Here is a 19183-nt window from a genome sequence, read left to right on the forward strand (position 1 = left end):
AAAAGTCAATTGTAGAGGCCGCTGCGGCCCCAGCGTGGTCCAACAACGCGGATTTGGGGTTATGGGTCCCGACCTTCGCCGGGACGACAGCTGTATTGTGACGCGCGCTCACGCGTCTCTCGACGCGCATCAAACGTTGAGATTCATCCACACCGCCTTCGGCTCGGTAAAGTTGTCGAGCGCGGCGGTGCCGTGCTCGCGGCCGAGGCCGGAATCGCGCTCGCCGCCCCACGGCAATCGCACGTCGGTGTAGCCATAGGTGTTGATCCACACCGTGCCGGCGCGGGCCTTCTTGGCGAAGCGCTGCACGCGGCCCATATCCGCGCTCCAGACGCCGGCGGCGAGGCTGTAGGCGGTGCCGTTGGCGATGCGCAGCGCATCGGCCTCGTCCTTGAACTTGATCACGCTGACGACGGGGCCAAAGATCTCCTCCTGCGAGATGCGCATCTCGTGCGCGACATTGGCGAACACAGCGGGGCTGATGAAATAGCCCCGGTCACCGACCCGCGCACCGCCGGTGGCCAGCAGCGCGCCCTCATGCTTGCCGATTTCGACATAATCGAGGATCGAGCGCATCTGCTTCTCGGAGATGACAGGACCGAGCGCGGTGGCGCGATCTGCGGGATCGCCGATCCGCAGGCTTTCTGCGCGGGCGACCAGACGCTCGACCACCTCGTCATAGGCGTTCTCCTGCACCAGCACGCGCGAACCGGCCGAGCAGACCTGCCCGGCGTTGAAGAAGATGCCGGCAGCCGCGGCCTTGGCGGCGGCTTCGAGATTGGCATCGTCGAAGATCACATTGGCGGACTTGCCGCCGAGCTCGAGCGAGACGCGTTTGAAGTTGCCGGCGGCGCCCTTCATGATGCCGCGGCCGACACCGGGCGAGCCGGTGAAGGTCACCTTGTCGACATCGGGATGATTGACCAGCGCGTCGCCGACGACGCGGCCGGGCCCGGTCACGATGTTGAGCACACCCTTCGGCAAACCGGCCTCGAGCGCAAGCTCGCCGATCCTGAGCGCCGACAGCGAGGTCAGCTCGGCCGGCTTCATCACCATCGTGCAGCCGCAGGCGAGAGCCGGCGCGAGCTTCCACATGCCGATCATCAGCGGGAAATTCCACGGCACGATCGCGGCGACCACGCCGACCGGCTCGCGCATCGTATAGGTCAGCGCGTCGTCGCGCGCCGAGACCACATCGCCGCTGATCTTGTCGGCCCAGCCGGCGTAATAGGTCAGCGTGTCGATGGCGGCGGGAAAATCCTGGCGCAGCACACCCGCAATCGGCTTGCCGGCATCGAGGCTTTCGAGCGCGACAATCTCGTCGGCATGCTGCTTCAGCAGCTCGGCCCATCGGAGCAGGATGTGTCCGCGCTCGGCCGCGCGCATGGTGCGCCACGGCCCCTCGAAGGCGCGGCGGGCGGCCGCCACGGCACGGTCGACATCCGCCTCATTGCCTTCGGCGACGGCAGCGATCACCTGCTCGGTGGCGGGATTGAGCGACTTGAAGGTGTTTCCGGACAACGAACGGACGCGGGCGCCGTCGATCAGCAGCAATTCGTCCCTGATGGTCGGGGCGCGGCGGTCACGCTCGTAGTCATATGCAACTGACATCATATTTCCTCCTGGTGTTGTCACTCAAACTAGGAGGCTTTGACCCGCAGTAAATATGATATCTTGTGCCTATTGGCACGCCAGTATATGAAGTCACCTTCATAAGTGGTGACCACGATGCTGCAGATCGAGATCGAGACCGTCTGGCGCTTTCGCAAAGAAAACAGCCCGCAGACCGCGGTCGTGATGCTCGGCATCCTCAACGAGATCAGGAAGACCGGAAAGATCACCAGTGCCGCCAACGACGCGCAGCTGTCGTATCGTCATGTCTGGAACCTGATCGAGCAATGGACCGGGTTCTTCGGCGTTCCGCTGGTTGAAACCCACCGCGGCAAGGGCTCAAAGCTGACGCCATTCGGCGAGAAGCTGGTGTGGGCCGGCGAGCGGATGCAGGCGCGGCTCGGGCTGCAGCTCGAAAACCTCGCGCAGGAGCTGGTCACCGAGATCAAGCCGTTTCTCGAGCAGCGACCGTCGGTGATCCGGGTCCATGCCAGCCATGGCTTTGCGGTGTCCAAGCTGCGCGAGTTCCTTGACCGCGCGGGCGGCGTCGGCGTCGATCTGCGCTATGTCAGCAACCAGAACTCGCTGGTCTCGCTGGCGCAGGGCGCCTGCGATCTCTCCGGCGTGCACCTGCCGCGCGGCGAATTGCGCGCGCAGGGCATCAAGGCCTGCCGCGAATGGCTCGATCCGCGCGAGGACCGCGTCATCAATTTCGTGACGCGCGAGATGGGCCTGATGGTCAAGCGCGGCAACCCGCTGAAGATCACAACGCTGAAGGACCTGGTCGAGCGCAAGGCCCGCTTCGTCAACCGCGACCACGATTCCGGCACGCGGCTGCTGTTCGATCAATTGCTGGCGCTGCACAAGATCCCGGAAGGGCGGATCAACGGCGCCCAGCACATGGAATTCACCCATGCGGCGGTCGCCGCCTATGTCGCGAGCGGCATGGCGGATGCAAGCTTTGGCGTCGAGGCCGCGGCGCGGCAGTTCGGGCTCGATTTCATCCGCCTGCTCACGGAAGATTATTTCTTCGTCTGCAAGCCCGCCTTCCTCGAGACCGAGCCGATGCAGCGCGTGCTCGACATCATGAAGAGCAGCGAGTTTCACAAGGCGGTGGGCGCCCTTCCCGGCTATGTCGCCTCACATACCGGCGCCGTCAGCGGCGTGAAGGAGTTTCTCGAGAAGCTGCATTCGGACCGCTGATCAGCCAGACCCGGTGAGCAGCCGACCTAATGGCGGGACGCGCGCCAGGCGCGACGACGAGGATCGACAGCCAGGGAAAACATCTAGCCGAGCCCACCGATGTCGGCGACCAGCACCGAGCCAGTCACCGACTCCGTAATGTAGAGCCGGTCGCGGTTGGCGCCGCCGATGGCGACATTGGTGCAGCTCGACCCGGCGCAGGACTTGATCCGCGCGATGCACTCGCCGTTCGGCGCAAACACGAAGACATGGCCGAGCGAGGCATGCGCGACGAACAGCCGACCGGCGGCGTCCATCGTCATGCCATCGGGTCCGCTCGGGCCGAACAGCGAGCAGAAGCGGCCGACCTTGGAGACGCTGCCGTCCTTCATGAACGGTGCGCGCCAGACCGCATTGTCGCGCGTCATGGCGACGAACAGCACCGCCTCGTGCGGATCGAGCACCAGGCCGTTCGGGCTGATGCCGGTGTCGATCAGGCAGTCGAGCGCTCCGTCCACCCGCAGTCGATAGACGCGGCCGGTCGGATCGTGCAGCCCGGTCTGGCCCTGATCGGTGAAATAGATGTCGCCGTTCGAGGCGATGTGCAGGTCGTTGCAGCCGCGGAACGATTCCGAATTGCGCGAGCGCAGCAGGGGCGTGACCTCGCCCGACCTGGCATCGAGTTCCATCAGCCCGTGCCGATAGTCGGCGATCAGGATGCGGCCCATCGCATCGATCTTCAGCCCGTTCGGCCAGCCGTCATACTCGGCAACCTGCGACCATGACTTGTCAGGCGCGATCCTGAAGATGCGGCCGAACGGGATGTCGACGATGTAGAGATTGCCTTCGGCATCGAACGACGGTCCCTCGATGAAGCAGTCGGTCACCGCGCCCGGGCGGTTGGCGTCGGCCCATTCGCTCGCCACCCTGCGGCGGAATTCGGCCGGCACGGCGGAGAAGATTTCAGTCGCGATCAGTTTCGGCGGCGTTTCCAGAAACATCATTGTTGGCTCACCCGTTGGCGGAACGGGGCGGACCATAGATGCTTGCGCACGTCATTGCGAGCGCAGCGAAGCAATCCACCTATCCGCCTGAGCGATGGCCGGATGGAAGGGCTCTTGCAGCGACGTGGAAGGCTTCTGTCACCGCCTGCTATTCGACCGGCTGCACCGGGCCATAGGCTTCCGAGATCATGTAGCCGGACAGCGTGCCGTAGGCCGCGGTCCATGCGGCGGCCACGTCAGGCGTCCAGGCTTCGCCGAGCCCCTTCTCCAGCGTCCACAACAACGCGCCGCCGACCACCGGATAATGCTCGGGCTTGGCGCCGTAGCCGACATGCCGCTTGGCCAGCGCACTCGCGGCCGGCAGGATCGTGTCGAGATTGCTCAGCCCATTCACGACGACGGCAAGCGTCGTCATCAATTTCTTGCGCTGCTCCTTCATGTCGACCGGAAACATCGCCTTCACGGCGGGCGCGACTTCGAACAAGCGGTCGTAGAAAATGACCGCGGCCTGCTCCGAGATCGGCGCGACCTTACCAAAGCTGTCCTGAACCAGCTTGATTTGGGCCGGATTCATTTCAATTCTCCTCGGTCATGAAATGAGTTCTGAAACGATTTTTCAAAACGCGAGCATTGGTAACCGAAGCCGGCGCTTCGGTTCAAAGCGGAAGCGCTTGCCGTTGACGTGATCATCACGCCGCCTCGACGAAGCTGTGGCGCTCATAGAGGAATTCGAGCACGCGCTGCCGGCACTTCAGGTAGCCCTGGTTGGTCGCGAGCTCGAGCCGCTTGCGCGGCCGCGCCAACGGCACCTCGAGCACCTCGCCGATCCGCGCGCTCGGGCCGTTGGTCATCATCACGATGCGGTCGGACAGCAGAACCGCCTCGTCGACGTCGTGGGTGATCATCAGGATGGTGTTGCCGAGCTTCTGATGCAGCGCCATCACCGAATCCTGCAGGTGCGCCCGGGTCAGCGCGTCAAGCGCGCCGAACGGCTCGTCCAGCAGCAGCACCTTCGGCTCCATCGCGAGCGCACGCGCGATGCCGACGCGCTGCTTCATACCGCCCGAGATCTCGCTCGGCCGCTTGTCCTTGGCATGCGCCATTTGCACGAGGCTGAGATTGTGCATCACCCAGGCGTCGCGCTCGGCCTTGCTCTTGGTCCTTGCAAACACCTTGTCGACGCCGAGCTTGACGTTCTCGTAGACGGTCAGCCACGGCAGCAGGCTGTGGTTCTGGAACACCACGGCCCGATCCGGTCCCGGCGAATTGACCTCGCGGTTCTCCAGCAGCACGCCGCCATTGGTGGCGCCGGTGAGGCCGGCGACGATGTTGAGCAGGGTCGACTTGCCGCAACCGGAGTGACCAATGATCGAGACGTATTCGCCCTTCTCGATGGTCAGATTGATGTCCTTCAGCACCTCCGTGGTGGCGCTGCCGCGGGTGAAGGTCTTGTCGATGTGATCGAGCTTCAGATAGGCCTGCATGACGTCCTCCTCAGTTCGCCGCCGTGCCGCGGGTCACGATCTTGCCCAGCCCCGCGATCAGGCGGTCGAGCACGAAGCCGATGATGCCGACATAGGACAGCGCCAGGATGATTTCGCTGATGTGCGAGGAATTCCACGCATCCCAGATGAAGAAGCCGATGCCGACGCCGCCGATCAGCATTTCCGCGGCGACGATCGCGAGCCAGGATAGACCGATGCCGATGCGCAGGCCGGTGAACATGTAGGGCGCGGCCGCCGGGATCATGATCTTGGTGAAGAACTCCAGCGGATTGAGCTGCACGACGGCCGCGACGTTGCGGTAGTCCTGCGGGATGTTGCGGATGCCGACCGCGGTATTGATGATGATCGGCCACACCGAGGTGATGAAGATCACGAAGATCGCCGAGGGCTGGCCGTCGCGGAATGCGGCCAGCGACAGCGGCAGCCAGGCGAGCGGCGGGATGGTACGCAGCACCTGGAACAGCGGATCGAGCCCGCGCATCGCCCAGACCGATTGTCCGACCAGCGTGCCGAGCGCGATGCCCGCGATCGCCGCGAGCGAATAGCCGTAGGCGACGCGCTGCAGGCTGGCCGAGAGATGCCAGAACAGGCCCTTGTCGATGCCGCCATGATCGAAGAACGGATCAAAGATCAGCTCTTTGGTGTCCTTGAACACTTTTGACGGCGGCGGCAGGCTGGAGCCGGCGCGCCGGCAGATCAGCTCCCACACCACCAGCAGCAGCGCGACCACGATCAGCGGCGGCACCACGCGCGCCGCGGTCTCCTTCGCCATCCTGGCGTAGGCCTCGGCGCGCGGCGCGCGCTTCAGCGTCATGGTCACGACCGGCGCCGCGACAGTGGCCGGCGGGATCGCCACCGCCGACACTTCGGTCTTCATGGCAGGCATCGACATTGAACGAAAATCTCCGTGGTCAAAAAAGGAGAGCCGCGCTGCTCGCGCGGCTCGCTCAAATCAGACGTCAACACGCTTGATGGACAACGACTTCAGGTAGGCGGCGGGATCGGCGGGGTCGAACACCTTGCCGTCGAAGAAGGTCTCCTTGCCGCGCGAGGTCGAGGCCGGAATGTCCGACACGCCAAGTTCCTTGGCAGCCTCCTTCCAGAGATCCTCGCGGTTGACCTTGGCGATCAGCGCCTTGGTGTCGAAACCCGCCTCGTACTTGCCCCAGCGGATGTCTTCCGTGAGGAACCAGAGGTCGTGGCTCTGATAGGGATAGGAGGCGTTGTCGCTCCAGAACCGCATCTGCTGCGGCGAATTCTCGACCACGCGGCCGGTGCCGTAGTCGAACTTGCCCTTCATGCGGTCGGTGATGTCCTCGACCGGGCAGTTGATCCACTGCCGCTTGGCGCAGATCGCCGCGGTCTCCTCGCGGTTCTCCGCCTTCTCGCACCACTGCTGGGCTTCCATGACAGCCATCAGCAGCGCCTTCGCGGCCTTCGGATTCTTGTCGACCCAGGCGGCGCGCAGGCCGAACGATTTCTCCGGATGCTTGTCCCAGAGCTCGCCGGTCGTGATCGCGGTATAGCCGATGTCCTGATGGATCAGCTGCAGATTCCACGGCTCGCACACGCAGAAGCAGTCCATCGTGCCGACCTTCATGTTGGCCACCATCTGCGGCGGCGGCACCACGATGGTCTCGATGTCCTTGTCGGGATCGATGCCGCCGGCGGCGAGCCAGTAGCGGATCCACAGATCATGCGTGCCGCCGGGAAAGGTCATCGCGGCCTTCACCGCCTTGCCGGAAGCCTTCTTCTTCTCCAGCGCCGCCTTGAACGGCGCGGTGTCGATGCCGATCTTGAGATCGGCATATTCCTTGGCGACCGAGATGCACTGACCGTTCAAATTGAGCCGCGCCATGATGTACATCGGCGTCGGCTGATTGTTCTGCGTCACCTTGCCGGCCGAAATCAGATACGGCATCGGGGTCAGGATATGCGCGCCGTCGATGCCGTTGCCCTCGGAGCCGAGCACGAGATTGTCGCGCGTGGTGCCCCACGAGGCCTGCTTCTGCACCTCGACATCGGGCATGCCGTATTTGGCGAAGATGCCCTTCTCCTTGGCGACGAACAGCGGCGAGGCATCGGTTAGCGCAATGAAGCCGAGCTTGGCGCCCTTCACCTCGGGACCGGCGCCCTGCGCGAACGCGCCTGCGGGAAAGTTGAGCTTGGCCGCGGCGAGCAGCGCGGCGGCGCCGCTGGTTGCCTTCAGAAGCTGACGGCGGCTGAGGCCGCGGCTTGGCGGCTTGGCGGTGGGCTTGGTCATCGGTCGTCCTTTGCGTCGTTGCGTTGCGGTGTTGCGTCAGTGCGTCGAGCGCCGTCCTCCGGATGGCGACGCGCGCAGGGCGCAAAAAGGCGTGCACCGGGAAGGCCCCGGTCTGGCGGCGTCAGAAATCCGATGGGGTAGCCTCGAGGGACGGCTTCAATGGCGTCGGCTAATGACTATTCAAGCCTTGTGCCAATCTACCGCAGTGCAAAAATCGATTTCGCTGCAAAGCCTTGCGTAACATGTCGCAGCACGCGCGAGTTTTCCACGCGCTGCCAAAATTTGCGATTCGCCCAATCCTTGTGCGGCGCACAAGGATTGGGCAGAAGCGTTCAGAAACCGATCAGGCGTCTTCGGTGACCTTGGTGCCGAGCGGCGCGGGCGCCATTCCGCCGCCGGGCTTCACGTGGAATTCGTAGGTCATCAGGCTCCACGGCCCATCCGATCGCTGGCCATCGGGCATGACAGGATCGGTGCGGCGCTCGACCTTGGCGATCAATTCATCCTTCACGCCGAACACGACGTCGGAATCGATGTACTTGTCGCCTTCGACGAAGACATGCGTGATCAGCGGCTCGTAGCCCTTGGCGTTGACCAGGAAGTGCACATGCGCCGGCCGCATCGGGTGACGGTTGGTCTGCGTGATCATCTGCCCGACCGGGCCGTCGGTCGGGATCGGATAGCTGCACGGCACGATGGTGCGGAAGAAGAAGCGGCCGTCGGCATCGGTGATGAAGCGCGCCCGCGACGACGGACCTTCGGTGGCATAGCTCGGCTTCTGCGAGTCGTAGAATCCGTCATCGTCCGCGTGCCAGATATCGACCGGCACATTGGCCAGCGGCTTGCCGTCGAGGTCGGTGACGCGGCTCTGCACGAACATGCGCTCGCCGGGCAGGTTTGCCGAGATGTCGGTGCCGTGGGGCGTCACCTTGTGCTCGCCGACATAGAATGGGCCGAGCACGGTGGTCTCGGTCGCGCCGTCGCGATCGCGATGGTTGACCGCATCGACCAGCATCGACACGCCGAGCACGTCGGACAGCAGGATGAACTCCTGGCGGATGTCGGTACACTTCTGCCCGGTGCGAGTCAGGAAGCCGATCGCCTGGTCCCATTCCTCAAAGGTGAGATCGGTCCTGCGCACATAATCGTGCAGCGACTTCACCAATTCCTGCAGCAGGAACTTGGCCCGCGGATCGGGTGTCTGGTCGAAGCTGCGGATGACGGCGGCGGTGAGCTCGGTTTCGTTGAACTGGGTCATCTCGGCGTTTCCCTTGACGGATACCTTGGCAGATACCTTGGGCCCCTTCGGGGGCGCGATTGCAGAGGTGACGGTACACCACCAGCCCAAGGCCGGTAAGCGGCAGCGGATTGGTGCAGCAGACACTTTTCGGCTATCAAGGCTGCCTTGCAAGCCGGAGAAACCCCTGATGCTAGCCCCCACGCCTGCCTCGCCCGAATCCGCGGGAATGTCGACCACTGCCCTCAACCGCCTCGAAGCGCATCTGAAGAGCCGCTACATCGATGCCGGCCGTTTTCCCGGCACGCAGGTCCTGATCTATCGCCGCGGCAAGATCGTGCATTCCACGGTCCAGGGCTTTGCCGATCTCGAGCGCAAGGTGCCGGTCAAGGACGACACCATTTTCCGCATCTATTCGATGACCAAGCCGATCACGTCGGTCGCCTTCATGATGCTGGTCGAGGAAGGCAAGGTCGCGCTCGACGAGCCGGTCGCGAAATATATTCCGGAATGGAAGAACCTCGGCGTGTTCGTCGTCGGCACCGCGCCCGCCTTCCTGACCCGCCCACCGACGCGGCCGATGCAGATCGTCGACCTCTTGCGCCACACCTCGGGCCTCACTTACGGCTTCCAGCAGCGCTCCAATGTCGACGCGGCCTATCGCGAGAAGAAGATCGGCGAGGTCATCAAGGCCGGCACGCTCGACGGCATGATCGAGGATCTGGCGAAGATCCCGCTGGAATTTTCGCCGGGCGAAGCCTGGAACTACTCGGTCTCGACCGACGTGCTCGGCTATCTCGTCGGCAAGATCTCCGGCCAGCCGTTCGAGCAATTCCTGAAGGAGCGCATCTTCAAGCCGCTCGGCATGACCGACACGGATTTCTTCGTACCGGCCGACAAGGCGCATCGGTTTGCCGCCTGCTATTCCGCCGATCCGCAGGGCGGATTCAACCCGCTCGCCGCCGAGCGCAAGGGCACGCTGACGCTGCAGGACGATCCGACCACCAGCTCGTTCCTGGCGCCGCCTTCGCTGATCTCGGGCGGCGGCGGACTTTGCTCGACCGCGGCCGACTACCTGACCTTCTGCCGGGCGTTGCTCAATGGCGGCGAGCTCGGCGGCGTCAGGCTGCTCGGCCCGAAGACGCTGAAGCTGATGACCTCGAACCATCTACCCGGCGGCGTCGACCTGCCGGCGATGTCGCGCTCGATGTTCGCCGAAGCCGCCTATAACGGCATCGGCTTCGGCCTCGGCTTCGCCGTCACCATGCACCCGTCGCAGACGCTGATCGCCGGTAGCCCGGGCGAATTCAACTGGGGCGGCGCCGCGACGACGTCGTTCTTCATCGACCCGGCCGAGGAGCTGATCACGATCTTCATGACCCAGGTGCTGCCGTCGAGCGCCTATCCGCTGCGGCGCGAGCTGCGCACCATGGTCTACGCCGCGATCACCGAGAGCAATCTCTGACACGACGTCATTCCGCGGCGCACACCTCGTTTGAGCATGATCTCCGCGCGAACGCGTTCCGCGTTTGTCGCGAGGGATCATGCTCAAAGCGCCGCGGAACCTCTCTGATATAAAACTATTTCCTTTGGCGAATTTTGCTCGCCTCCCCTAAGCTCGCAGCGAATGGGCACCGACCCGGGGACTTCGTGCCGAAACTGACATTGCCAGTCCGTCTCGCGCTTCTGGTCGCGGGAACGATGTTGCCGCTGATCATTTTCGCGGTCGGGATCGTCTTCCACAATTATCAGCGGGATCGCCAGGCGGCCACGCAGCGCGTGCTGGAGACGGCGCGCAGCATCCGCTTGCTGCTCGATGCGGAAATGCAGCGCATGACCGGCGGGCTGCAGGTGCTGGCCCTGACCAACTCGCTGCGCAACAGCGACTTCGACAACTTCCGCCGCGTCGCGGTCGGCTTCATCGACCAGTACGGCAAGGATGGCGTGGTACTGGTGGCGGACCGCGCCGGACGCCAGGTGTTCTCCTCGCTGACGCCGGACACCGCGAGCCTGCCGCCGCGCAACAATCTCGAGATCCTCGAGAAGGTGTTCGCGACGCGGCAGCCGCAATACTCCAACCTGTTCTTCGGCGCGGTGAAGCAGCGGCTGATCATCACCGTCGAGGTGCCGGTGATGCGCGACGGCGAGGTGCTTTACGATATCTCCTTCAGCCCGCCGATCGAGGTGTTCCAGGCCATCATCGAGAAGCAGCGCCTTAACCAGGACTGGACCATCTCGATCTTCGACAGCGACGGCGTCAACCTCGCGCGGGTGCCAAATCCGCAGGCGACCATCGGGCAGCGCGCCTCGCCATCGCTGTTTGCCGAGATGTTCCGCCGCGGCGAGGCGACGCTGCCGACCGTCTCGCTGGAGGGCGTGGCGCTGATCACCGGTTTCACCCGGTCGCGGGTCACCGGCTGGACCGTCGCCGCGGGGATCGCGGAGAACTCGCTGGTGGCGCCGCTGTGGCGCTCGCTGGCGATCACCAGCGTGATCGGCGGCGTCCTGCTGCTGGTCGGGCTCGGCTTTGCGGTGCGGATGGCAACCACGATCGCGCGCGGCGAGATGCTGCACGACCTGCTGATCGAAGAGCTCAACCACCGCGTCAAGAACACACTGGCGATCCTGCAATCGATCGCCACGCAGACCTTCCGCAGTGCAAGCCGCACCGAGCGCGACAAGTTCGAGGGGCGGCTCGGCGCGCTGGCCGAGGCGCACAATCTGCTCTCCACCGACAAATGGCAGGGCTCCGACTTCCAGGACGTCGTCAGCCGCGTGCTGCGGCCCTACCTCTTGAACACGTCCGCGCGGGTCAGGATGTTCGGCCCCCGCGTGCCGCTGTCGCCCCGGCTTGCCTTGGTGTTGTCGATGATCCTGCATGAGATGGCGACCAACGCCGCCAAATATGGCGCGTTGTCCAACGACACCGGCACGGTGACGCTGGACTGGGAAATCCTCAACGAGGGCCCCGGATCGAAGCTGCGGATGATCTGGACCGAAACCGGCGGCCCACAGGTCACCGCGCCGGTCCAGCGTGGCTTCGGCTCACGGCTGATCGAGCGTAGTGCCCGCGACCAGCTCGGCGGCGAGGCCACCGTGGATTTCCTGCCCCACGGCGTCGTCTACACCGTGACCAGCACCCTCGAAATCGACGGCTGACCGGCTAGGCGCGGCCGATCCTGCGACATCTTGGCACGCAAGTTGCTATGATGGGCGGGTTCGGCCGGCCAGAAACAGGGGGAAGTCATGTCGACCATCGCAGCGGAAGCGACAGTGGCGCGCAAGCCGCTTTACACATCACTGTTCGTGCAGGTGCTTGTCGCGCTGCTGTTCGGCATCGTCATCGGCATGGCCGCGCCCGATTTCGCGATCGGGTTGAAGATATTCAGCGATGCCTTCCTGAAGCTGATCTCGATGATCGTGGCGCCGATCGTGTTCTGCGTCGTCGTGCACGGCATTGCGGGTGCCGGCGACCTCAAGAAGGTCGGCCGGGTCGGCGTCAAGGCGCTGGTCTATTTCGAGGCGATGACGACGGTTGCGCTCGTGGTCGGCCTGCTGCTCGCCTATCTGTTCGGCCCCGGCCACGGCATGAACATCGACACCTCGACGCTGGATGCCAAGGCGCTCGGCAACTATGCCAGCAACGCGCAGAAGCTGAAGGGCGAAGGCATCGGCAGCTTCCTGCTCAACATCATCCCGACCACCTCGTTCGACGCGCTGTCGCGCAACGACGTGCTGCAGGTCTTGTTCTTCGCCATCATCTTCGGCGTCAGCCTGGCACTGGTCGGCGGCGAGAAGGGCGAGAAGATCTCCTCCTTCATCGACGCTGTCTCGACCGTGCTGTTCCGCGCGATGGGCCTCATCGTGCGCTTCGCGCCGATCGGCGTGCTCGGCGCCGTCGCCTATACGGTCGGCAAATACGGCGTCGGTTCGCTGAAGCAGCTGCTGTCGCTGGTCGCGCTGTTCTACGTGTCGGTCGCGATCTTCGTGCTCGGCGTGCTCGGCGCCGTGATGGCGCTCGCCGGCATCAACATACTCAAATTCCTCGGCTACCTGCGCGAGGAGCTGATGATCGTGGTCGCCACTGCATCGTCCGACGCGGTGCTGCCGCAGGTGATGCGCAAGTTGGAGCGTTTCGGCGTCAAGGATTCGGTGGTCGGCCTCGTGATCCCGACCGGCTATTCCTTCAATCTCGACGCCTTCTCGATCTACCTGACGCTCGCGGTCGTGTTCATCGCGCAGGCGACCAACACGCCGCTGTCGTTCGGCGACCTGATGCTGGTGCTCGGCGTGTCGCTGATCACCTCGAAAGGTGCGCATGGCGTACCCGGCTCGGCGATCGTCATCCTGGCGGCGACGCTCAACGCCGTGCCGAGCATCCCGGCGATTGGCCTCGTGCTGGTGCTCTCCGTCGACTGGTTCATCGGCATGGCGCGCGCAGTCGGCAATTTGATCGGCAACTGCGTCGCCACCGTCGTGGTCGCGGCATGGGAAGGTGACCTCGACCGCGACAAGGCCCGTCGCGTGCTCGAAGGCGCCGAGGCGGTTGACGTGACTGCGGGCTGAGCCGTACGTCCCAAGCCGAGCAGCGTCCCGCGCGGGCGCTGGCTTACTTGATCAGCCTCAAATACGGCGGCAGTTGCCGGGCCGTCGTTTGTTCCAGCACGGGCTCATCCGAAGCGATCATGTCACAGAGGGCCTTCAGCTCGGAATCCGTTACCTTGTGGAGCTCCATCCGAAGCTCGAGGATGGCAAGGGACAACAGCCGCGCCGTCTCCGTGTTCGCCCGGTCGGTCAGGAACGCCTGACATTCCTCCAGCGTTGCGAGCAGCGCCAGCAACCGTTCTTCCGTGTTTGCGACCGGCATATCTTCAACTCCCGAAGCCGCGAGGTAGAGTCGAGGCGTTCCCCTCTTTCGCTTCATTGGCCCCTCCCGCCAGAGTTCGCCGGCTTGTCGTAGGCACACATTTGTTCCAGATGATTGAGAACTTTTGGGCAATTGTCCAGCAACATTCCGAAAGCCCGACTTGGACTTACGTCAAACTCTTGCAAATCGGATGATTCAGTCAAGCACCTGCCGGCCACTTCTCGACCTCAGGCTGCACTAGCTGGGGTTGCATCCGTGCAACGACGCCCGTACAATATAGTGGCCCGTAGAACTACGGGCGCTGTGCATTGACGCCTATTATGCATGTGCGCAAAATCTGTGTCGATCAAACTCGCGCTAGTTGTGGTTTGGTCAATATTTTGCCAAATGTAGAGGGCGGGGTGTCGACAGACACCTTGGCGCGGTCGACTTCAGGTAGTCGACCGAGTCGGTACTAGGGTGTTTCCTTGCGCTTTTGCGTTTGGATACCATCCCGCGATCTTCCTGGATTTCGTAGTTCAGACGAACTGGCGATCCACTCGAGCTTAACGCGGTACATCATGAACGTGTCCCTGACCCAACCGGGCCAGGGATTCTCGATTTGAAGGACGGGTCACAAGAATGAACAGATCAGCAGCAAAGAAGATGAAGCAGCGCAGTGCCGGCAAGCCGGACATTGAGTTGGGCAAGCGGATTCGCCTGCGCCGTGTCGAGCAAAAGATCTCGCAGGCCGAACTCGGCGACAAGCTTGGCGTCAGCTTCCAGCAGGTTCAAAAGTACGAGAAGGGCGTCAACCGTGTCGGCGCTGCCCGCCTTCAACAGATCGCGACCGCGCTGGATGTGCCGGTCACCTTCTTCTACGACGGCGACAACAAGGCTCGCGAAGTCGAGAGCCTGCTGTTCCTCGACAGCGCGTTCAGCCTCCGGTTGCTGCGCGCCTACAGCAAGATCAAGGATCAGACGGTGCAGCGTCAGCTGGTGTCGCTGATGGAATCGATCGCCGCCAACGAAGACTGAGCGCGGATCGGGTCGCGGCGCCGCGAACGCGATCCCACCACACCGCAACGGCCGGTCGCCGGCCGCTGCGGCCGCACACGCCGGTCGGGCCAGGAGGATGTAAAAGCGCTGCCATCGCCGATGGCGGCGCTTTTTCTTGAGGCGCGGCTGTCTTTCAAGATTTTGTGATCCAGGCGGATAGCTTCAGTCCTGGCCGGATGCGCGGTCATGAAGCGGCGACGAGCATCGCGTCATGATCTCATCGCTCCACCTGAGCATGATCTTCGCGCGCGTCGCCGCGCATGCGCGCCGCGCTTTTCCAGCTCGCGCTTCGACTGCCCATCTCGCGCAGCGCATGCGCGCGCAATGCGTCGCCATTCTGTCGCGCGGCCAATTGTCGCCCGCGCATCAGGCGACCTCAGAACTCCCGCATTTCCTCAGTTGAACCGGCGCCGCCAGAACCAGGTGCACGAGCCTGTCTTTTTTGCCGCAGCAACGAAGTGGCCCGCACGAACGTTTTCAGGCTTCAACCAAGGAGATCTCGATGAATATCAAGCTTGCCGTTATTGGACTCGCCGCGCTTGGAAGCGCAGCGTTGATGTCCGGCGCGGCATCCGCGATGCCCAACGGGCTTCCGCAAGCCGGTCACATCGCGGGCGAAACGTCCAATGTCGACAAGGTGCGCCAGGTCTGCGATCGCTGGGGCCGCTGCTATTGGCGACCGGGCGCATACGGCTACTACGGACCGCGCCATCACGGATGGCATCATCGTCCGCAATTCCACCATCGCCCGCATCATTACGGGCACCGCCCTCATCACGGCGGACATCATGGTGGCCATCACGGCGGCGGACATCACGGCGGACACCATCGCTAATCATCAGCGAGGGGGCTTCGGCCCCCTCACCCTTCCGCGGCTAAAGCATGATCCGGAAAAGTGCGAAGCGGTTTTCCAAAAAGATCATGCTCAAACAAAGAGCTAAGGCGCGATGACGATTCAACCTAATCTCATCGCGCTTTAGAGCGCTGCCAGCACCGCCTTCGCGACATCGGTCGTGCCGTTGCTGCCGCCGAACTCAAACGGCTTGATGCCGTCGGCGTAGACCTTGTCGACCGCGCGCTCGATCCGCTCGCCGGCTTCGGCGGCGCTTTCGAGTCCATGCTTGTCGGCGAGCCAGTCCAGCATCATCGCGGCCGACAGGATCATCGCGGTCGGATTGGCCTTGCCCTGCCCCATGATGTCGGGCGCCGTGCCATGACACGGCTGAAACACCGCGTAGCGGTCGCCGATGTCGGCAGACGGCGCCATGCCCATGCCGCCGATCAGGCCGGCGGTGAGATCGGACAGGATGTCGCCGAACATGTTCTCGGTCACCATGACGTCGAAGTCCCACGGGCGCTTCACCAGCGCAGCCGCGGTCGCATCGATGTAGAGGTGGTCAGCTCTGACGTCGGGATGACGCTTCGCAGTCTCGTCGAAGATGTTCCGGAAGAATGCGAACGCCTTGAACACGTTCGCCTTGTCGACGCAGGTCAGCCCGCCATTGACCTTGCCGCGCCCCTTGCGGCGTTCGGCGAGCCGGAACGAGAACTCGAACAGCCGCTCGGAGGTGTTGCGCGTGATCACCATCGTCTCGCGCGCCTCGCTGTCGGTGACGACGCCCTTGCCCATCGAGGCGAACAGGCCCTCGGTGGATTCGCGGATCACGACGAGGTCGATGCCCCGCTGGTCGGCGCCGACGATCGTGCTCGCCACGCCCGGGATTAATCGCGCGGGCCGCACGCCGGCATAGAGATCGAAGATCATGCGCAACTCGATCTGCGGCGCTATCTCGGTGTTGTCGGGGTAGCGCACCGACGGCAGGCCGCAGGCTCCGAGCAGGATCGCGTCGGCCTCCTCGCATAGCCGGATCGTGCTCTCCGGCATCGACTTGCCGGTTTCCTTGTAATGGCCCGCGCCGGCCGGCGCCTCGGTGAAGCGGAATTTGAGACCGGCCGGCGCCTCGATCTTGCGCAGCACGTCGAGCGCCGGCGCCATCACCTCGGGGCCGATGCCGTCGCCACCGAGGACGGCGATGTGGAGGGCGTCGTTGGCGGACATGGGAATCTCCGGAACACAACAGTCATTCCGGGGCGATGCGGAGCATCGAACCCGGAATCTCGAGATCCCGGGTCTGGTGCTGCGCACCATCCCGGGATGACGGTGAGTTGATCTACGGCGTCAGCACCGCGCGGCCGACCAGCTGGCCCTTCTGCAGATTGGTCAGCGCCTCGTTCGCCTTTGCCAGCGGCATCGGCGTGACCGGGATCGCCGGAATCTTCTTGGTCCGCACGAGGTCGAGCAGCTCCTGGGTCTCGCGCAGATTGCCGACATAGCTGCCCTGGATGGTGACCGCCTTGATCGGGATCAGTGGCAGCGCCCAGGGCGCGCCGCCGCCGAACAGGCCGACGATCACGAGCTTGCCGCCCTTGGTCAGGCAGTCGAAGCCGAGCTGCGAGGTCTGGGCGTTGCCGACCAGATCGATCGCGGCACGGATCGGCTGGCCGGCCTTCTTGACGAGTTGTTCCAGCGCGTCGGGCGCCTTGCCGTCAACGGTCGCGAGCGCGCCGGCGGCTTCGGCCGCCTCGCGCTTCCTGGCGTCGATATCGACCACGATCGCGCCCTTGCCGCCCATCGCCTTCAACAGCGAGAGCGCCATCAGGCCGAGACCGCCGGCGCCGAAGATCACGATCGGCGTGTCGAGATCCTTCTCGACCTTCTTCAGCGCGCTGTAGGTCGTGACACCGGAGCAGGCATAGGGCGCGGCCGTGACGGGATCGAGCCCCTTGAGGTTGAGCAGATACTTCGGATGCGGCACCGTCATGTGGTCGGCGTAGCCGCCGTCGCAATAGACACCGAGTGCATTCGGCTTGATCGCGCACATGTTCTCGTCGCCACCGAGGCAGGTCGGGCATTTGCCGCAGCCGAGCCAGGGATAGGCCAGCGCGACATCGCCGACCTTGAGGCCGCCCTTGTCGGCGTCCTTGACGTCGGGCCCGAAGGCCACGATCTCGCCGACCGTCTCATGGCCCATCGTACGCGGCAGCGAGACGCCGCGATCCTTCAGCGACAGCGGCTTGCGGCCGTGGCCGAGATCGTAGCCGCCCTCCCAGATATGCAGGTCGCTGTGGCAGACGCCGGCGGCCTTGACCTTGATCAGCACCTGCGTGCCCGACGGCTGCGGCGTCGGCTGATCGACCTCCTTCAAGGGGGCGTTGAAATCGACGACCTGGAAACTCTTCATCGCTGTTCTCCCGTAGCTTGTTCTTGCGGCGGACCTTGCCACGCCTGCCCGTCCGGGACAAACGCTCATGATCCCATTTTCGAGCGAGCCGCCATGCAGCTCGCCTGAAGGCCAAGGCCTATTCAGACCAGCGGATGATGGCAAGCCGCGAACTGGCCGGGCGCAACCACGCGCAGTTCCGGCACTTCGCTGGCGCAGCGCGCGTCGGCCCGCGGGCAGCGGGTGCGGAAGCGGCAGCCGGAGGGCGGCGCGATCGGCGACGCCGGCTCACCGACCGGCACGCTCTGGGTCGGGCGGACATCCGGATCCGGCACCGGGATCGCCTCGATCAGCAGCGCGGTATAGGGATGCGCCGGCCGTGCAAACAACTGCTCCGACGGGCCGACCTCGCAGAGCCGGCCGAGATACATCACCGCGACGCGATCTGAGACGGCCTTCACCACGGCGAGGTCGTGGGCGATAAACAGCAGGGTCAGGCCGTAGCGCGCCTTCATCTCCTCCAGCAGATTGAGGATCTGGGCGCGGATCGAGACATCGAGCGCGGACACCGGTTCGTCGCAGATCACGAATTCCGGATTGAGCACCAGCGACCGGGCGATGCAGATGCGCTGGCATTGTCCGCCGGAGAATTCATGCGGAAGGCGTCCGCTCACGAGCGCCGGATCGAGGCCGACCGCCGACAGCACGTCGCTGACCCGCCGCCGACGTTCCTCGGGATCCTTCACGCCCGCGATCACCAGCGGCTCGGCGACGATGTCGCCGATCCGCCGCCGCGGATTGAGCGAGGCAATCGGGTCCTGGAAGATCAGCTGCACGCGCCGGCGCATCTTGCGCAGTGGCTCGCCCTTCAGCGTGGTCAGATCGTGCCCGTCGAACAGCACCTTGCCGGAGACGGCCTGGCGCAGTTGCAGCACCGCGCGGCCGAGGGTGGACTTGCCGCAGCCGGATTCGCCGACCAGCCCCAGCGTCTCGCCGCGCGCGATCTCGAGACTGACATCGGAGACGGCATGGATGGTCTTGCCCCCTACCGAATATTCGACGACGAGGTTTTCCACCTTCATCAGCGGATCGGGGGCTGCCTGCAGCATCATGCGCCGACCCCCGCGGTGATCGGATGGAAGCAGGCGTAGAGATGCTCCGGCGTTTCAGCCCGGCTGAGCTGCGGCTTCTCCGTGCCGCAGCGCTCCGCGGAGTAGCGGCAACGCGGCGAGAACGAGCAACCCTTGAGCGGCCG

Annotated in this window: 17 protein-coding genes and 1 pseudogene; 6 read left to right on the forward strand and 12 right to left on the reverse strand. The window is 64.2% G+C overall.

The window, feature by feature from the left end; all coding sequences use genetic code 11:
- Window positions 1-129: 129 nt before the first annotated feature.
- Window positions 130-1611: an aldehyde dehydrogenase family protein gene (locus AKL29_RS18365; RefSeq protein ID WP_050385164.1), complete on the reverse strand. Its 1482-nt coding sequence runs from the start codon at window positions 1609-1611 to the stop codon at window positions 130-132.
- A gap of 117 nt (window positions 1612-1728) precedes the next feature.
- Between AKL29_RS18365 and AKL29_RS18370 the strand changes: the two genes are divergently transcribed.
- Entirely contained in the window at window positions 1729-2814 is a 1086-nt protein-coding gene (locus tag AKL29_RS18370; RefSeq protein WP_050385165.1) for a substrate-binding domain-containing protein, read from the forward strand.
- A gap of 83 nt (window positions 2815-2897) precedes the next feature.
- On the opposite strand, the gene AKL29_RS18375 is transcribed toward AKL29_RS18370, so the two are convergent.
- The 6 genes from AKL29_RS18375 to AKL29_RS18400 all read right to left on the reverse strand — a co-directional run bounded on the left by AKL29_RS18375 (window position 2898) and on the right by AKL29_RS18400 (window position 8823).
- Complete coding sequence (locus AKL29_RS18375) at window positions 2898-3797, reverse strand: SMP-30/gluconolactonase/LRE family protein (RefSeq protein WP_193395229.1); 900 nt, start codon at window positions 3795-3797, stop codon at window positions 2898-2900.
- Window positions 3798-3945: 148 nt separating this feature from the next.
- Window positions 3946-4371: a globin family protein gene (locus AKL29_RS18380; RefSeq protein ID WP_050385104.1), complete on the reverse strand. Its 426-nt coding sequence runs from the start codon at window positions 4369-4371 to the stop codon at window positions 3946-3948.
- 115 nt (window positions 4372-4486) lie between these two features.
- Window positions 4487-5281: an ABC transporter ATP-binding protein gene (locus AKL29_RS18385; protein WP_028338125.1), complete on the reverse strand. Its 795-nt coding sequence runs from the start codon at window positions 5279-5281 to the stop codon at window positions 4487-4489.
- 10 nt (window positions 5282-5291) lie between these two features.
- Window positions 5292-6194, reverse strand: coding sequence for a nitrate ABC transporter permease (ntrB, locus tag AKL29_RS18390; RefSeq protein ID WP_050385105.1), 903 nt, complete (start codon window positions 6192-6194; stop codon window positions 5292-5294).
- 60 nt (window positions 6195-6254) lie between these two features.
- Window positions 6255-7565: a CmpA/NrtA family ABC transporter substrate-binding protein gene (locus AKL29_RS18395; RefSeq protein WP_050385106.1), complete on the reverse strand. Its 1311-nt coding sequence runs from the start codon at window positions 7563-7565 to the stop codon at window positions 6255-6257.
- A gap of 343 nt (window positions 7566-7908) precedes the next feature.
- Entirely contained in the window at window positions 7909-8823 is a 915-nt protein-coding gene (locus tag AKL29_RS18400; RefSeq protein ID WP_050385107.1) for an intradiol ring-cleavage dioxygenase, read from the reverse strand.
- A 169-nt stretch (window positions 8824-8992) separates the two neighbouring features.
- Here AKL29_RS18400 and AKL29_RS18405 point away from each other — a divergent pair, with 169 nt between their 5' ends.
- From AKL29_RS18405 to AKL29_RS18415, 3 genes are all read left to right on the forward strand, one after another.
- Window positions 8993-10267 (forward strand): serine hydrolase domain-containing protein, encoded by a 1275-nt coding sequence (locus tag AKL29_RS18405; RefSeq protein WP_050385108.1) that lies wholly within the window; start codon window positions 8993-8995, stop codon window positions 10265-10267.
- 185 nt (window positions 10268-10452) lie between these two features.
- Window positions 10453-11961: a sensor histidine kinase gene (locus AKL29_RS18410; RefSeq protein WP_082190621.1), complete on the forward strand. Its 1509-nt coding sequence runs from the start codon at window positions 10453-10455 to the stop codon at window positions 11959-11961.
- Between the two features lie 87 nt (window positions 11962-12048).
- Window positions 12049-13368, forward strand: a complete 1320-nt coding sequence (locus tag AKL29_RS18415; protein WP_028338130.1) for a dicarboxylate/amino acid:cation symporter — start codon at window positions 12049-12051, stop codon at window positions 13366-13368.
- Window positions 13369-13411: 43 nt separating this feature from the next.
- Here AKL29_RS18415 and AKL29_RS18420 read toward each other — a convergent pair whose 3' ends face one another.
- Complete coding sequence (locus AKL29_RS18420; protein ID WP_050385110.1) at window positions 13412-13669, reverse strand: hypothetical protein; 258 nt, start codon at window positions 13667-13669, stop codon at window positions 13412-13414.
- 621 nt (window positions 13670-14290) lie between these two features.
- Here AKL29_RS18420 and AKL29_RS18425 point away from each other — a divergent pair.
- Window positions 14291-14686 (forward strand): helix-turn-helix domain-containing protein, encoded by a 396-nt coding sequence (locus AKL29_RS18425; RefSeq protein WP_016844123.1) that lies wholly within the window; start codon window positions 14291-14293, stop codon window positions 14684-14686.
- 647 nt (window positions 14687-15333) lie between these two features.
- Complete coding sequence (locus tag AKL29_RS46685) at window positions 15334-15648, forward strand: hypothetical protein (protein ID WP_050385111.1); 315 nt, start codon at window positions 15334-15336, stop codon at window positions 15646-15648.
- A 35-nt stretch (window positions 15649-15683) separates the two neighbouring features.
- Here the strand turns inward: AKL29_RS46685 and AKL29_RS18440 are convergent, their stop codons facing one another.
- From AKL29_RS18440 to AKL29_RS45040, 4 genes and pseudogenes are all read right to left on the reverse strand, one after another.
- Window positions 15684-16766 carry an isocitrate/isopropylmalate dehydrogenase family protein gene (locus AKL29_RS18440; protein WP_050385112.1) on the reverse strand — a complete coding sequence of 361 codons (1083 nt, stop codon included), beginning with the start codon at window positions 16764-16766 and terminating at the stop codon, window positions 15684-15686.
- Between the two features lie 112 nt (window positions 16767-16878).
- Complete coding sequence (locus AKL29_RS18445; protein WP_028334327.1) at window positions 16879-17949, reverse strand: alcohol dehydrogenase; 1071 nt, start codon at window positions 17947-17949, stop codon at window positions 16879-16881.
- A 122-nt stretch (window positions 17950-18071) separates the two neighbouring features.
- Complete coding sequence (locus AKL29_RS18450; protein WP_050385113.1) at window positions 18072-19040, reverse strand: ABC transporter ATP-binding protein; 969 nt, start codon at window positions 19038-19040, stop codon at window positions 18072-18074.
- A pseudogene (locus tag AKL29_RS45040) lies at window positions 19037-19183 on the reverse strand (ABC transporter ATP-binding protein); the annotation flags it as partial. The pseudogene AKL29_RS45040 and the gene AKL29_RS18450, both read right to left, overlap by 4 nt.

The sequence above is a fragment of the Bradyrhizobium pachyrhizi genome, assembly GCF_001189245.1.
Lineage (GTDB): Bacteria > Pseudomonadota > Alphaproteobacteria > Rhizobiales > Xanthobacteraceae > Bradyrhizobium > Bradyrhizobium pachyrhizi.

Bases quoted from the DNA above. Each gene is read 5' to 3' on its own strand.
- AKL29_RS18365 (WP_050385164.1), bottom strand. From the start codon at position 1,611: ATGTCAGTTGCATATGACTACGAGCGTGACCGCCGCGCCCCGACCATC.
- AKL29_RS18370 (WP_050385165.1), top strand. From the start codon at position 1,729: ATGCTGCAGATCGAGATCGAGACCGTCTGGCGCTTTCGCAAAGAAAAC.
- AKL29_RS18375 (WP_193395229.1), bottom strand. From the start codon at position 3,797: ATGATGTTTCTGGAAACGCCGCCGAAACTGATCGCGACTGAAATCTTC.
- AKL29_RS18380 (WP_050385104.1), bottom strand. From the start codon at position 4,371: ATGAATCCGGCCCAAATCAAGCTGGTTCAGGACAGCTTTGGTAAGGTC.
- AKL29_RS18385 (WP_028338125.1), bottom strand. From the start codon at position 5,281: ATGCAGGCCTATCTGAAGCTCGATCACATCGACAAGACCTTCACCCGC.
- ntrB (WP_050385105.1), bottom strand. From the start codon at position 6,194: ATGTCGATGCCTGCCATGAAGACCGAAGTGTCGGCGGTGGCGATCCCG.
- AKL29_RS18395 (WP_050385106.1), bottom strand. From the start codon at position 7,565: ATGACCAAGCCCACCGCCAAGCCGCCAAGCCGCGGCCTCAGCCGCCGT.
- AKL29_RS18400 (WP_050385107.1), bottom strand. From the start codon at position 8,823: ATGACCCAGTTCAACGAAACCGAGCTCACCGCCGCCGTCATCCGCAGC.
- AKL29_RS18405 (WP_050385108.1), top strand. From the start codon at position 8,993: ATGCTAGCCCCCACGCCTGCCTCGCCCGAATCCGCGGGAATGTCGACC.
- AKL29_RS18415 (WP_028338130.1), top strand. From the start codon at position 12,049: ATGTCGACCATCGCAGCGGAAGCGACAGTGGCGCGCAAGCCGCTTTAC.
- AKL29_RS18420 (WP_050385110.1), bottom strand. From the start codon at position 13,669: ATGCCGGTCGCAAACACGGAAGAACGGTTGCTGGCGCTGCTCGCAACG.
- AKL29_RS18425 (WP_016844123.1), top strand. From the start codon at position 14,291: ATGAACAGATCAGCAGCAAAGAAGATGAAGCAGCGCAGTGCCGGCAAG.
- AKL29_RS46685 (WP_050385111.1), top strand. From the start codon at position 15,334: ATGTCGACAAGGTGCGCCAGGTCTGCGATCGCTGGGGCCGCTGCTATT.
- AKL29_RS18440 (WP_050385112.1), bottom strand. From the start codon at position 16,766: ATGTCCGCCAACGACGCCCTCCACATCGCCGTCCTCGGTGGCGACGGC.
- AKL29_RS18445 (WP_028334327.1), bottom strand. From the start codon at position 17,949: ATGAAGAGTTTCCAGGTCGTCGATTTCAACGCCCCCTTGAAGGAGGTC.
- AKL29_RS18450 (WP_050385113.1), bottom strand. From the start codon at position 19,040: ATGATGCTGCAGGCAGCCCCCGATCCGCTGATGAAGGTGGAAAACCTC.